General features: G+C 41.9%; 9 protein-coding genes and 4 tRNA genes. All 13 read left to right on the top strand.

Going from position 1 to position 14,309, the window contains the following annotated elements; genetic code table 11:
* Positions 1 to 95: 95 nt before the first annotated feature.
* The 13 genes from E3U36_RS02025 to rpoC all read left to right on the top strand — a co-directional run bounded on the left by E3U36_RS02025 (position 96) and on the right by rpoC (position 14,288).
* Positions 96 to 171 (top strand) — tRNA-Thr (locus tag E3U36_RS02025).
* Between the two features lie 24 nt (positions 172 to 195).
* A tRNA-Tyr gene (locus E3U36_RS02030) sits at positions 196 to 280 on the top strand.
* A 98-nt stretch (positions 281 to 378) separates the two neighbouring features.
* Positions 379 to 453 (top strand) — tRNA-Gly (locus E3U36_RS02035).
* A gap of 6 nt (positions 454 to 459) precedes the next feature.
* Positions 460 to 535: transfer RNA gene (locus E3U36_RS02040), tRNA-Thr, on the top strand.
* A 127-nt stretch (positions 536 to 662) separates the two neighbouring features.
* Positions 663 to 1,847 (top strand): elongation factor Tu, encoded by a 1,185-nt coding sequence (gene tuf / locus E3U36_RS02045; protein ID WP_180816921.1) that lies wholly within the window; start codon positions 663 to 665, stop codon positions 1,845 to 1,847.
* Between the two features lie 280 nt (positions 1,848 to 2,127).
* A complete protein-coding gene (gene secE, locus E3U36_RS02050) occupies positions 2,128 to 2,511 on the top strand; it encodes a preprotein translocase subunit SecE (RefSeq protein ID WP_180816922.1) in 384 nt (127 codons plus the stop codon).
* A 1-nt stretch (position 2,512) separates the two neighbouring features.
* Positions 2,513 to 3,058, top strand: a complete 546-nt coding sequence (gene nusG / locus E3U36_RS02055) for a transcription termination/antitermination protein NusG (protein ID WP_180816923.1) — start codon at positions 2,513 to 2,515, stop codon at positions 3,056 to 3,058.
* A 143-nt stretch (positions 3,059 to 3,201) separates the two neighbouring features.
* Positions 3,202 to 3,630 (top strand): 50S ribosomal protein L11, encoded by a 429-nt coding sequence (rplK, locus tag E3U36_RS02060; RefSeq protein ID WP_180816924.1) that lies wholly within the window; start codon positions 3,202 to 3,204, stop codon positions 3,628 to 3,630.
* A gap of 3 nt (positions 3,631 to 3,633) precedes the next feature.
* Complete coding sequence (rplA, locus tag E3U36_RS02065; protein WP_180816925.1) at positions 3,634 to 4,335, top strand: 50S ribosomal protein L1; 702 nt, start codon at positions 3,634 to 3,636, stop codon at positions 4,333 to 4,335.
* Between the two features lie 306 nt (positions 4,336 to 4,641).
* On the top strand, positions 4,642 to 5,139 hold the full coding sequence (rplJ, locus tag E3U36_RS02070; protein WP_180816926.1) for a 50S ribosomal protein L10: 498 nt from the start codon (positions 4,642 to 4,644) through the stop codon (positions 5,137 to 5,139).
* Between the two features lie 61 nt (positions 5,140 to 5,200).
* Positions 5,201 to 5,572, top strand: a complete 372-nt coding sequence (gene rplL / locus E3U36_RS02075; RefSeq protein ID WP_180816927.1) for a 50S ribosomal protein L7/L12 — start codon at positions 5,201 to 5,203, stop codon at positions 5,570 to 5,572.
* Positions 5,573 to 5,917: 345 nt separating this feature from the next.
* Positions 5,918 to 9,946: a DNA-directed RNA polymerase subunit beta gene (rpoB, locus tag E3U36_RS02080; protein ID WP_180816928.1), complete on the top strand. Its 4,029-nt coding sequence runs from the start codon at positions 5,918 to 5,920 to the stop codon at positions 9,944 to 9,946.
* Positions 9,947 to 10,061: 115 nt separating this feature from the next.
* Positions 10,062 to 14,288, top strand: a complete 4,227-nt coding sequence (rpoC, locus tag E3U36_RS02085) for a DNA-directed RNA polymerase subunit beta' (RefSeq protein ID WP_180816929.1) — start codon at positions 10,062 to 10,064, stop codon at positions 14,286 to 14,288.
* Positions 14,289 to 14,309: the final 21 nt, after the last annotated feature.

A 14,309-nucleotide genomic window follows, 5' to 3' on the forward strand; every position in this document is an offset into this window, starting at 1 on the left:
GGTTAAAGTAAATGTTTAAATACTCAAAAGAACAAATATTTTAATTTTTTTGTTGCAACATGCTCGTTCTCTATCTAGAATGCGCAGCACCTGATGCCGGCATAGCTCAGTTGGTAGAGCAACTGACTTGTAATCAGTAGGTCCCGAGTTCGACTCTTGGTGCCGGCACCATTAAAAATTTGGATATAAGTAAAAGGTGGGATTCCCGAGCGGCCAAAGGGAGCAGACTGTAAATCTGCCGTCACAGACTTCGAAGGTTCGAATCCTTCTCCCACCACCATAAGTTTCATCTTAAGTGTTCAGCTTAAAATGCTACCTCGATGAAAAATACTTAAGATAAAATTTGCAGCTGATTAAAGTCAGGTAGCCGAGTTCATCGCGGGCATCGTATAATGGCTATTACCTCAGCCTTCCAAGCTGATGATGCGGGTTCGATTCCCGCTGCCTGCTCCAAGATGTGCTGATATAGCTCAGTTGGTAGAGCACACCCTTGGTAAGGGTGAGGTCGGCAGTTCGAATCTGCCTATCAGCACCACTCCTAGAATGTGTTCTTAATTGTTCCCTGATTTTTTCCTGCGAAAAAACAAGCAACGAGTATATAACTTTTACTGCTTGGTTAATGTGGTGTAACCACCGATTCCGTGTCTTAGAGGGACAATCTAATGTCTAAAGAAAAATTTGAACGTAAAAAACCGCACGTTAACGTTGGTACAATCGGCCACGTTGACCATGGTAAAACAACTTTAACTGCAGCAATCACCACCGTATTATCGAAAACTTATGGCGGTAGTGCACGTGCATTTGATCAAATTGATAATGCACCGGAAGAAAAAGCGCGCGGTATCACAATTTCTACCTCTCACGTAGAATATGATACGCCAACCCGTCATTATGCCCACGTTGATTGCCCAGGCCACGCAGATTATGTAAAAAACATGATCACCGGTGCGGCACAAATGGACGGCGCGATTTTAGTGGTTGCGGCAACAGATGGTCCAATGCCACAAACACGTGAGCATATCTTATTAGGTCGCCAGGTAGGTGTTCCTTACATCATCGTTTTCCTGAACAAATGTGATATGGTAGATGATGAAGAGCTGCTGGAATTGGTTGAAATGGAAGTGCGTGAGCTTCTTTCTCAGTATGATTTCCCAGGAGACGACACGCCGGTAATCAAAGGTTCAGCGTTGAAGGCGCTGGAAGGCGTTGCTGAGTGGGAAGAGAAAATTCTAGAGTTAGCGAAAGCATTAGATGACTACATCCCAGAGCCAGAGCGTGCGATAGATAAACCGTTCTTGTTGCCAATCGAAGACGTATTTTCAATCTCAGGTCGTGGAACCGTAGTAACAGGCCGTGTAGAGCGTGGTGTAGTTAAGGTTGGTGAAGAAGTTGAAATCGTCGGAATTAAAGAGACGACCAAAACGACGTGTACGGGCGTAGAAATGTTCCGCAAACTGCTGGACGAAGGTCGTGCAGGTGAGAACGTAGGTGTATTATTACGTGGTACCAAGCGTGAAGATGTAGAGCGTGGTCAAGTATTAGCAAAACCAGGTTCAATAAATCCGCATACTCAATTTGAATCAGAAGTATATATTTTAAGCAAAGATGAGGGCGGTCGCCACACGCCATTCTTTAAAGGTTACCGTCCACAGTTTTATTTTAGAACGACGGATGTAACGGGCACAATCGAGTTGCCAGAAGGCGTAGAGATGGTAATGCCAGGTGATAATATCAACATGAAAGTGACGTTGATAGCGCCAATCGCGATGGATGAAGGATTGCGTTTTGCGATCCGTGAAGGTGGCCGTACAGTCGGTGCCGGTGTCGTTGCTAAAATTATTGCTTAATCTTTAGAGAAATAATTGTAAAAAGGGCATCATCTGATGCCTTTTTTATACTAGCTTGGATAATTTAAGAACCTATCTCATCAATAGTTTATATGGTAGTTTAATTATTGGTGAGATAGGCTCTGATTAAAGAATTATTGGATGTCTCTCAATAGTTGAATGTCATACTGGTTTATGGCGTAAAGTGAGATACAATAGTGGTATGTTTTATTTCGGTCAAATTTGAATTGTTTTACGAGGCAAATTGACTTTTTATTATATCATAGTAGCGGGTTGATTTATGAGTGTGAATAGCGATGCTCAAGAAAGCGGACGTAGTTTTGATGTAGCAAAATGGGTATTAGTCGCGATTCTTTTAGTTATTGCTATTGTTGGTAATTATTATTTCCGACAATACAATCTTGCATTACGTGTCATAGCAGTTGTTGCTATTAACGCGCTTGCTGGTGGCATTGCATTGTGGACCGCAAAAGGAAAAGCAACTTTAGCATTTGCTCGCGAAGCTCGTATTGAAATGCGTAAAGTCATTTGGCCAACGCGCCAGGAAACATTACAGACAACATTAATTGTTGCGGCAGTTACTGCCGTTATGGCACTAATTCTTTGGGGATTAGATGGTATACTGGTGCGTTTAGTTTCATTTATTACAGGCCTGAGGTTCTAAGATGTCTGAATCCCCTAAAAAACGCTGGTATGTTATTCAAGCATTTTCTGGTTTTGAAGCTAGAGTTTCCCAGTCATTGCGTGAACATATCAAGTTGCATGACATGGAAGATAAGTTTGGTGAAGTGATGGTGCCAACCGAAGAAGTTATGGAAATTAGAAGTGGCCAACGTCGTAAAAGTGAACGAAAATTCTTTCCAGGATATGTTTTAGTTCAAATGACTATGGATGATGCTAGCTGGCATTTAGTGCGCAGTGTACCACGTGTTATGGGTTTTATTGGTGGTACACCAGATAGCCCAGCTCCTATTAGCGATAAAGAAGTTGATGCGATTATGAATCGCTTGCAGAAAGTAGGGGATAAGCCGCGACCCAAAACACTGTTTGAGCCAGGAGAAATGGTTCGTGTTAGTGATGGTCCATTTGCAGATTTCAACGGTGTGGTTGAAGAAGTTGATTATGAAAAGAGCCGTCTTAAAGTATCGGTTTCTATTTTCGGTCGTGCAACACCGGTAGAATTAGATTTTAGTCAAGTAGAAAAAGTGTAATACACTTGACAACTTGCTAAAGGCGGGAAATTTAGCTACAATTTCGCGCTTTTATTTTTTATGGTCTGAAAATTGCACAGGTCATTATATATACAGGGGAGCTTCATAATTGAAGCGACATTACCCAATTAGAGGAAATATGCATGGCTAAGAAAGTACAAGCCTATGTTAAGCTGCAAGTTGCAGCAGGCATGGCTAATCCTAGTCCTCCTGTTGGTCCAGCTTTGGGTCAGCAAGGTGTGAATATCATGGAATTTTGTAAAGCGTTTAATGCTAAGACAGATAGCTTAGAAAAAGGCTTGCCAATTCCAGTTGTAATTACTGTCTATTCAGACCGTTCATTTACATTCATAACCAAGACACCACCTGCCGCGGTGTTACTGAAAAAAGCAGCGGGTGTTAAATCAGGTTCAGGTACACCAAATAAAGAGAAAGTTGGTAACGTAACCAGCGCACAAATTCGTGAAATTGCTGAAACTAAAGCTGCGGATATGACAGGGGCTGATATTGAAGCGATGATGCGTTCAATGGAAGGTACTGCTCGTTCCATGGGCTTGGTGGTGGAGGGTTAATCAATGGCTAAACTAACCAAGCGTATGCGCAATATCCGTGAAAAGATTGATGCAACTAAACAATATGATATTACTGAAGCAATGACACTCTTGCAAGAATTAGCGACGGCTAAATTTGTAGAAAGCGTTGACGTTGCAGTTAATCTTGGTATTGATGCACGTAAATCTGATCAAAATGTTCGTGGGGCAACTGTTTTGCCGCATGGTACCGGTCGTTCTGTTCGTGTTGCGGTATTTACTCAAGGAGCAAATGCTGAAGCTGCAACAGCTGCTGGAGCTGAATTAGTTGGTATGGAAGAACTGGCTGATAAAATTAAAAAGGGTGAAATGGACTTTGATGTTGTTATTGCTTCGCCAGACGCAATGCGCATTGTTGGCCAGTTAGGTCAGATTTTAGGACCTCGTGGCTTAATGCCAAATCCTAAAGTTGGTACAGTAACGCCTAATATCGCTGAAGCGGTTCAAAATGCCAAAGCTGGTCAGATCCGTTATCGTAATGATAAAAACGGTATCATTCATACCACTATCGGTAAAGTTGATTTTGACGATAGTAAATTAAAAGAAAACCTTGAATCACTATTGGTTGCGTTGAAAAAAGCAAAACCCTCTTCTGCTAAAGGTGTTTATATTAAGAAAATTAGCCTATCTACCACGATGGGAGCAGGAGTTGCTGTTGATCAAGCAGGATTATCTGCGTCAGCATAATTTTTGAGTATCATTTTTAGCTTTACCTTTGTGTTAAATTTGTATATAATTTGGAACTTTATGTTTGCTATTTCTATTTCAAACAGAAAATAGCAAACGCTGAATTTATGTTGGTGCCCTGGCCTTATCCAGGCCCCGTCCAAGACCGTAGGTGTAAGTGATTACTTAATATCCTACGTAGACGGTGACAGAGCCACTAAGATTAATTTCTGGATTCTGCTCACCGTATTTAACGCTCAAACATATTGGATGTTTTGAGTGATGTGAGTCCCGGGGTAACCCGGTTAATCCAGGAGAAAAAAGCTAATGAGACTAAATCTTCAAGACAAACAAGCGATTGTTGCTGAAGTCAGCGAAGTAGCCAAAGGTGCGCTGTCTGCAGTTGTCGCGGATTCTCGTGGTGTAGCTGTATATAAAATGACTGAACTGCGTAAAGCAGGTCGCGAAACAGGTGTTTATCTGCGTGTTGTTCGTAATACGTTGATGCGCCGTGTTGTTGAAGGTACTGCTTATGAGTGCCTCAAAGAAGCGTTTATTGGTCCAACCTTGATTGCTTTTTCTAATGAACATCCGGGCGCAGCAGCTCGTTTGTTTAAAGAATTCGCGAAAGCGAATCCAGCATTCGAGATTAAAGCAGCAGCCTTTGAAGGAGAGCTTATCCCAGCGAATCAAATCGATCGTTTGGCAACTCTTCCAACTTACGAAGAAGCAATTGCGCGTCTGATGTCAACCATGAAAGAAGCATCTGCAGGTAAGTTGGCTCGCATTATGGAGGCACTACGCGATCAGAAAGAAGCTGCTTAAAGCTATTTCCGTTGTTGCTTTTTAACGTATAAAATATTTCTGAATTTTAGGAACCCTTGTTATGTCTGTAATAACTAAAGAACAAATTATTGATGCAGTTGCAGAAATGTCTGTAATGGACGTTGTTGCACTGATCACTATGATGGAAGAGAAGTTTGGCGTTTCTGCTGCGGCAGCAGTCGCAGTTGCTGCACCAGGTGCAGCTGAAGCAGTTGAAGAAAAAACTGAATTTGATGTTATCTTGTCTGCTATTGGTGCTAACAAAGTTGCGGTTATTAAAGCTGTTCGTACAGCAACTGGCTTAGGACTAAAAGAAGCTAAAGAAATGGTAGAATCAGCGCCAGCAACAATTAAAGAAGCAGTAAGCAAAGACGAATCTGAAACATTGAAGCAATCGCTGGAAGACGCGGGTGCTTCTGTTGAAGTTAAATAAGCTTTGCTTTAAGTTGGCAGCCTAATTTTATAGGCTGACGGCTGGTGATTTTTTAGTCACCAGCCTGTTTGCGCTATAAAGTGTCTTAGGGTATCAGTAATATTTCACACTTTTTAGTTACTGAGTGATCCTTTAAATGCTTTTTGCTATTGACGACTTAATATACTGCGTTTATGACTCTGACAATTAAAGCTTGGTAGTTATATAATGCAATGAAATGATTTAAGAGTAATAGCAATAAGTATTATGGAAAATAATCTGTTTTCCGTTCCAAAAAATAGTGTTGCAGATGCTGTCCTTTAGGACGGACAGAGTGGGCCACTGATCAGCAAGCTGAGGAACCCTATGGTTTACTCCTATACCGAGAAAAAACGTATTCGTAAGGATTTTGGCAAACGTCCGCAAGTTTTGGATGTTCCTTATCTTTTATCTATCCAACTTGACTCGTTCGCTAAATTTATCGAGCAAGATTTAGAAGGGCAGAATGGGCTGGAAGCAGCATTCCGTTCTGTATTTCCAATTCAAAGCTACAGTGGCAATGCTGAATTGCAATATGTTAGCTATCGTCTTGGTGAACCTGTATTTGATGTTAAAGAATGTCAGATCCGTGGTGTCACTTATTCTGCTCCTTTACGGGTTAAGCTACGCCTTGTTATTTACGAGCGTGAAGCACCAGAAGGCATAGTAAAGGATATAAAAGAGCAAGAAGTTTACATGGGTGAAATTCCACTCATGACAGATAATGGTACTTTTATTATCAATGGTACAGAGCGTGTTATTGTCTCTCAATTACATCGCAGCCCTGGTGTATTTTTTGATAGTGATAAAGGTAAAACCCATTCTTCAGGTAAGGTATTATATAATGCACGCATTATTCCTTACCGTGGTTCATGGTTAGATTTTGAATTTGATCCTAAAGATAATCTTTTCGTTCGTATTGATCGCCGTCGTAAATTACCGGCGACCATTATTCTACGTGCGATGGATTATGGTACCGAAGAAATCCTCAATCTCTTTTTTGAGAAAACGATTTTCCAAATCAGTGATAATAAACTGTTGATGACGTTGATACCTGAACGTTTACGTGGTGAAACGGCTTCTTTTGATATTGAAGCCAACTGTAAAGTCTATATTGAAAAGGGCCGCCGTATTACTGCACGTCACATTCGTCAGCTAGAAAAAGACCAAATCAGCAGTATTGAAGTACCTGTTGAGTATATTGCTGGTAAAGTGGTAGCTAAAGATTACATTGATGAAAGTACCGGCGAATTAATCTGTACAGCTAATACAGAGCTTTCTCTGGATATGTTGGCACGTCTAAGTCAAGGCGGTCATAAAACCATTGAGACCTTATTTACTAATGACTTAGATCATGGTGCATATATTTCAGAAACATTGCGTCCTGATCCAACAAATGATCGTTTAAGTTCATTAGTTGAAATTTACCGTATGATGCGTCCAGGCGAGCCACCTACCCGCGAAGCTGCAGAAAATCTGTTTGAGAACTTATTCTTTTCTGAAGAACGTTATGATCTTTCCGCTGTAGGGCGCATGAAATTTAATCGCTCACTAGATCGTGAAGCAATTGAAGGCTCAAGCATCTTAAGTAAACAAGATATCATTGATGTGATGAAAAAACTCATTGGTATTCGTAACGGTAAAGGTGAAGTTGATGATATTGACCATTTAGGTAACCGTCGTATTCGTTCGGTTGGCGAAATGGCTGAAAATCAGTTCCGAGTTGGTTTAGTGCGAGTTGAGCGTGCGGTTAAAGAGCGTTTATCATTAGGTGATTTAGATGCATTAATGCCTCAGGACATGATTAACGCGAAGCCTATTTCTGCTGCGGTTAAAGAGTTTTTTGGTTCCAGCCAATTATCGCAGTTTATGGATCAGAATAACCCACTGTCTGAAATCACACATAAACGTCGTATTTCAGCATTAGGGCCAGGTGGATTAACACGTGAACGAGCTGGCTTTGAAGTTCGTGACGTACATCCAACGCACTACGGACGTGTATGTCCAATTGAAACACCTGAAGGACCAAATATCGGTTTGATTAACTCATTGTCTGTCTATGCACAAACCAATGAGTATGGTTTTTTGGAAACGCCTTATCGTTTGGTACGAGATGGTATCGTTACTGATGAAATTCATTATTTGTCAGCGATTGAAGAAGGTAACTACATCATTGCTCAGGCGAATACTGTTTTAGATGATGATGGTCGGTTTGTTGAAGAATTAATCACTTGCCGTAATAAAGGTGAATCCAGTTTATTCAGCCAAGATCAACTGGAATATATGGACGTTTCAACCCAGCAGGTTGTTTCTGTTGGAGCTTCATTAATTCCATTCCTTGAGCATGATGACGCAAACCGTGCATTGATGGGTGCGAACATGCAACGTCAGGCGGTACCGACGTTACGCTCAGATAAACCATTGGTTGGAACGGGTATGGAGCGTGCCGTTGCTGTTGACTCTGGGGTAACAGCGGTAGCTAAACGTGGTGGTACCGTTCAGTATGTTGACGCTTCACGTATTGTTATCAAAGTTAATGAAGATGAAATGTATCCTGGTGAAGCCGGCATTGATATCTATAATCTGACTAAATATACGCGTTCTAATCAGAACACTTGTATTAATCAAATGCCATGTGTTTCGCTCGGTGAACCGATTGAACGCGGTGATGTTTTGGCTGATGGACCATCGACTGATTTAGGTGAATTGGCGCTTGGTCAAAATATGCGCGTGGCGTTCATGCCCTGGAATGGTTACAACTTTGAAGATTCTATTTTGGTATCTGAACGAGTGGTACAGGAAGATCGTTTCACCACCATTCATATTCAGGAATTAGCTTGTGTATCGCGTGATACTAAGTTAGGGCCAGAAGAGATTACGGCAGATATTCCTAACGTAGGTGAAGCTGCATTATCTAAATTGGATGAATCAGGTATTGTTTATATCGGTGCTGAAGTAACGGGCGGCGACATTCTGGTTGGTAAGGTAACACCGAAAGGTGAAACGCAATTAACGCCAGAAGAGAAATTGTTGCGCGCCATTTTTGGTGAAAAAGCTTCTGATGTTAAAGATTCTTCACTGCGGGTACCAAATGGGGTATCAGGAACGGTTATTGATGTACAAGTCTTTACCCGTGATGGAGTAGAGAAAGATAAACGTGCGTTAGAAATCGAAGAAATGCAGCTTCGTGATGCGAAGAAAGACTTAACTGAAGAGTTGCGTATCTTTGAAGCAGGTCTATTTGCCCGTATCCGAGCAGTACTAACTAATGGCGGTATTGAAGGTGAAAAACTGGATAAATTACCGCGTGAACGTTGGTTAGAATTATCCTTAAAGGATGAAGAAAAACAAAACCAGCTAGAGCAATTAGCTGAGCAGTATGATGAGCTTAAAGCTGAATTTGAGAAGAAGCTAGAGGCTAAACGTCGTAAGATCACTCAAGGTGATGATTTAGCGCCAGGCGTATTGAAAATCGTTAAAGTTTATTTGGCAGTAAAACGCCAAATCCAACCGGGCGATAAAATGGCCGGTCGGCATGGTAACAAAGGTGTTATTTCAAAAATAAACCCTGTTGAAGACATGCCTTACGATGAAAGTGGTAACCCTGTTGATATCGTTTTGAACCCACTGGGCGTACCATCACGTATGAATATTGGTCAAATTCTGGAAACCCATTTGGGGATGGCTGCTAAAGGTATTGGTGATAAAATCAATGCCATGCTGAAACAACAGCGTGAAGTAGCCAAATTGAGAGAATTTATTCAGAAAGCTTATGACTTAGGAGATGATCCTCGTCAAAAAGTTGATCTCAGTACCTTTTCTGATGAACAAGTTCTGCGGTTAGCACATAATTTGAAGAAAGGTATGCCAATTGCGACACCGGTCTTTGATGGTGCAAAAGAAAAGGAAATCAAAGAACTATTGACTTTAGCTGAGTTGCCGACTTCCGGTCAGATTACATTGTATGATGGTCGTACAGGCGAGAAATTTGAACGTCAGGTGACAGTTGGCTATATGTATATGCTAAAACTGAATCATCTTGTTGATGATAAAATGCATGCACGTTCAACAGGCTCCTATAGTCTGGTTACTCAACAACCGTTGGGTGGTAAAGCACAGTTTGGTGGTCAGCGTTTTGGTGAGATGGAAGTTTGGGCTCTGGAAGCATATGGTGCCGCTTACACCTTGCAAGAAATGCTTACCGTTAAATCCGATGATGTAAACGGACGTACTAAGATGTATAAAAACATCGTAGACGGCAACCATCAGATGGAACCAGGGATGCCGGAGTCTTTCAATGTATTATTGAAAGAGATCCGTTCGCTGGGTATTAACATCGAACTGGAAGACGAGTAATAAGTGATGTTGTAAAGCTTAGTCACGACTAAGCTTTATAAATTGTTACACTGGGTTTAGGAGGAAGTGGTTAAAACCGCTTCCTAGCAGGTTTAACTCCGACAGGAGCCATTCCGTGAAAGACTTATTAAAGTTTCTGAAAGCACAGACTAAAACAGAAGAGTTTGATTCGATCAAGATTGCTCTGGCCTCTCCAGATATGATCCGTTCATGGTCATTTGGTGAAGTGAAAAAGCCAGAAACTATTAACTACCGTACGTTCAAACCTGAGCGTGATGGTCTTTTCTGTGCACGTATTTTCGGGCCAGTTAAAGATTATGAATGTTTGTGTGGTAAATATAAACGATTAAAACACCGAGGTGTGATTTGTGAGAAATGTGGTGTTGAGGTTACTCAGACTAAAGTGCGTCGTGAACGTATGGGTCATATTGAGTTGGCTTCACCGACAGCACATATCTGGTTTTTAAAATCATTACCGTCACGTATTGGTTTGTTACTTGATATGCCTTTGCGTGATATTGAGCGGGTACTCTACTTCGAATCTTATGTTGTGGTCGAAGGGGGTATGACAAGCTTAGAGCGTGGACAAATCTTGACTGAAGAGCAATATCTTGATGCTTTGGAAGAGTTTGGTGATGAATTTGACGCTAAAATGGGTGCAGAAGCTATCCAATCTTTGCTAAAAAATCTCGATTTGAAGCAAGAGTGTGAAGTGCTACGTGAAGAGTTAAATACAACTAACTCTGAAACTAAGCGGAAGAAATTGACTAAGCGTATCAAACTGCTAGAAGCGTTTATTCAGTCTGGTAATAAGCCTGAGTGGATGATCCTGAATGTACTACCGGTATTACCGCCGGATTTGCGTCCTCTTGTTCCGCTAGATGGTGGTCGCTTTGCAACTTCTGATTTAAATGATTTATATCGTCGCGTTATTAACCGTAACAATCGTTTAAAGCGTCTATTGGATTTGGCTGCGCCTGATATCATTGTACGTAATGAAAAACGAATGCTACAAGAAGCGGTTGACGCACTGCTGGAGAATGGACGTCGTGGACGTGCGATTACTGGTTCGAATAAACGTCCGCTGAAATCTTTGGCCGATATGATCAAAGGTAAGCAAGGTCGTTTCCGTCAGAACTTACTGGGTAAGCGTGTTGATTACTCAGGTCGTTCTGTTATCACGGTTGGTCCTTATCTTCGCCTGCACCAATGTGGTTTGCCGAAGAGAATGGCATTAGAATTATTTAAGCCATTTATTTATGGTAAATTGGAATTACGTGGATTAGCGACAACGATCAAAGCAGCCAAGAAGATGGTTGAGCGTGAAGAAGCTGTCGTCTGGGATATTCTCGATGAAGTGATTCGTGAACATCCGGTGATGTTAAACCGTGCTCCAACGCTGCATCGTCTTGGTATTCAGGCGTTTGAGCCTATTTTGATTGAAGGTAAAGCAATCCAATTACACCCACTTGTATGTGCTGCTTATAACGCTGACTTTGACGGTGACCAGATGGCTGTTCACGTCCCGTTAACTTTAGAAGCGCAGTTAGAAGCGCGTGCCTTAATGATGTCGACAAATAATATTTTGTCGCCAGCCAGTGGTGAACCTATCATAGTACCTTCTCAAGACGTGGTACTTGGTTTGTATTATATGACACGTGATTGTGTAAATGCTGAAGGTGAAGGCATGGTATTGTCTGGCCCGAAAGAAGCTGAGCTGGTTTACCGTGCAGGCTTAGCATCATTACATGCTCGCGTTAAAGTCCGTATTACAGAAGAAGTACGTGATGGTGAAGGTAATGTTGAGGTTGCAACTCAGTTAGTTGATACCACAATTGGTCGCGCTATCTTATGGATGATTGTACCTAAAGGCCTGCCATACTCATTGGTTAATCAGCCGTTGGGTAAAAAAGCAATTTCTAAAATGCTTAATACTTGTTACCGTGTTTTAGGTTTAAAACCAACCGTTATCTTTGCCGACCAGATCATGTACACCGGTTTTGCTTATGCAGCTCGTTCTGGTGCTTCTGTTGGTATTGATGATATGGTAATACCGGAGAAGAAAGCCAGTATTATTGCTGAAGCTGAAGCTGAGGTTGCTGAAATTCAAGAACAGTTCCAATCAGGTCTGGTTACTGCGGGCGAACGTTATAACAAAGTTATTGACATTTGGGCTGCGGCTAATGAGCGTGTCGCAAAAGCGATGATGGAGAATTTATCCACAGAAACCGTTGTTAACCGTGATGGCCAAGACGAACAACAAGTTTCGTTTAACAGCATCTTTATGATGGCTGACTCTGGAGCACGTGGTTCTGCCGCACAGATCCGTCAGTTAGCGGGTATGCGTGGTTTGATGGCGAAGCCAGATGGTTCAATTATCGAGACACCGATCACCGCTAACTTCCGTGAAGGTTTGAACGTATTACAATACTTCATTTCAACTCACGGTGCACGTAAAGGTCTAGCCGATACCGCCTTGAAAACAGCAAACTCAGGTTATTTAACCCGTCGTTTAGTTGATGTTGCACAAGATCTGGTTGTCACTGAGGATGATTGTGGTACCCACGACGGTATTTTAATGACACCAGTTATTGAAGGTGGTGACGTTAAAGAACCTTTACGCGAACGTGTCTTGGGTCGAGTCACCGCGGAAGATATATTAGTACCTGGTACAGCGGACATTTTAATACCGCGTAACGCCTTATTAAGTGAAAAATGGTGTGATGAACTGGAAGCTAACTCTGTTGATAGCGTAAAAGTACGCTCTGTTGTAAGTTGTGAAACTGACTTCGGTGTTTGTGCGAAATGTTATGGACGTGATTTAGCGCGGGGTCATATCATCAATAAAGGTGAAGCTGTTGGTGTTATTGCTGCTCAATCAATCGGTGAGCCTGGCACACAGTTGACCATGCGTACATTCCATATTGGTGGTGCGGCATCACGTGCTGCTGCGGAATCGAGTATTCAGGTACGTAACAAAGGTAATATCAAACTAGTTAATGCTAAGTTTGTAACAAATTCTGAAGGTCACTTGGTTATCACTTCTCGTAATACAGAATTGCGAGTGGTAGATGAATTTGGTCGAACCAAAGAAAGCTATAAAGTTCCTTACGGTGCACACCTGAATAAAGGTGATGGTGATGGCGTTAATGGTGGTGAAACCGTTGCTAACTGGGATCCACATACTATGCCGGTTATCAGTGAAGTTGCGGGTATTATTCGTTTCTCTGATATGGCAGATGGACAATCTATTATACGTCAGACAGATGAACTAACGGGTTTATCATCAATTGTTGTGCTCGATACAGCTGAGCGTACTGCGGGTAGTAAAGATTTGCGTCCTGCATTGCGTGTTGCTGATGCGAAAGGCAATGATGTATTAATTCCGGGTACTGATATGCCAGCGCAATATTTCTTGCCTGGTAAAGCGATTGTTCAATTGGATGATGGTGCAACAATTAATATTGGTGATACCTTAGCTCGTATTCCACAAGAATCGGGCGGTACTAAGGATATTACTGGTGGTTTACCACGGGTTGCTGATCTATTCGAAGCACGTCGACCAAAAGAGCCAGCTATTTTGGCTGAAATTAGCGGTATTATTTCTTTTGGTAAGGAAACTAAAGGTAAGCGTCGCCTAGTTATCACACCGATAGATGGTGATGATGCATACGAAGAAATGATCCCTAAATGGCGTCAGCTTAATGTCTTTGAAGGTGAGCGAGTTGAGCGTGGTGATGTGATTTCTGATGGCCCGGAATCACCGCATGATATTTTACGTTTGCGTGGAGCGCATGCTGTTGCTCGTTATATCACCAATGAAGTCCAGGAAGTTTATCGTCTACAAGGCGTTAAAATTAACGATAAGCATATTGAAGTTATCGTTCGTCAGATGTTACGTAAAGTAACAATTGTTGATGCTGGTAGCTCTGAATTCTTGGAAGGTGAACAAGTAGAGTATGCACGCGTTAAAGTAGCGAATCGTAAATTAGAGCAAGATGGAAAAGTGCCTGCTACCTTCAGTCGTGATCTGCTAGGTATTACCAAGGCGTCTCTGGCGACAGAGTCCTTTATCTCAGCAGCGTCATTCCAGGAAACAACACGTGTGCTTACCGAAGCTGCGGTGGCTGGAAAACGTGATGAACTTCGTGGTTTGAAGGAGAACGTCATTGTTGGTCGTCTAATTCCTGCCGGTACAGGCTATGCATATCATCAAGATCGGATGCGTCGTCGTCATATGGTTAATGAACCTGTTGAATCATCACAAGTTAGCGCTGATGAGGCAACGGCTAATTTGGCAGAATTGCTAAATGCGGGTTTTGGTAACCGAGACCATGAGTAATGCATCTTGATCTGTAAAAAA

Origin of the sequence: Arsenophonus endosymbiont of Aphis craccivora (genome assembly GCF_013460135.1) — a bacterium.
Classification (GTDB): domain Bacteria; phylum Pseudomonadota; class Gammaproteobacteria; order Enterobacterales; family Enterobacteriaceae; genus Arsenophonus; species Arsenophonus nilaparvatae.

What these genes read in the sequence shown, in the direction of transcription:
- rplK (WP_180816924.1), top strand. Translation starts at nt 3,202, where the DNA reads ATGGCTAAGAAAGTACAAGCCTATGTTAAGCTGCAAGTTGCAGCAGGC.
- nusG (WP_180816923.1), top strand. Translation starts at nt 2,513, where the DNA reads ATGTCTGAATCCCCTAAAAAACGCTGGTATGTTATTCAAGCATTTTCT.
- tuf (WP_180816921.1), top strand. Translation starts at nt 663, where the DNA reads ATGTCTAAAGAAAAATTTGAACGTAAAAAACCGCACGTTAACGTTGGT.
- rplA (WP_180816925.1), top strand. Translation starts at nt 3,634, where the DNA reads ATGGCTAAACTAACCAAGCGTATGCGCAATATCCGTGAAAAGATTGAT.
- rpoB (WP_180816928.1), top strand. Translation starts at nt 5,918, where the DNA reads ATGGTTTACTCCTATACCGAGAAAAAACGTATTCGTAAGGATTTTGGC.
- secE (WP_180816922.1), top strand. Translation starts at nt 2,128, where the DNA reads ATGAGTGTGAATAGCGATGCTCAAGAAAGCGGACGTAGTTTTGATGTA.
- rplJ (WP_180816926.1), top strand. Translation starts at nt 4,642, where the DNA reads ATGAGACTAAATCTTCAAGACAAACAAGCGATTGTTGCTGAAGTCAGC.
- rplL (WP_180816927.1), top strand. Translation starts at nt 5,201, where the DNA reads ATGTCTGTAATAACTAAAGAACAAATTATTGATGCAGTTGCAGAAATG.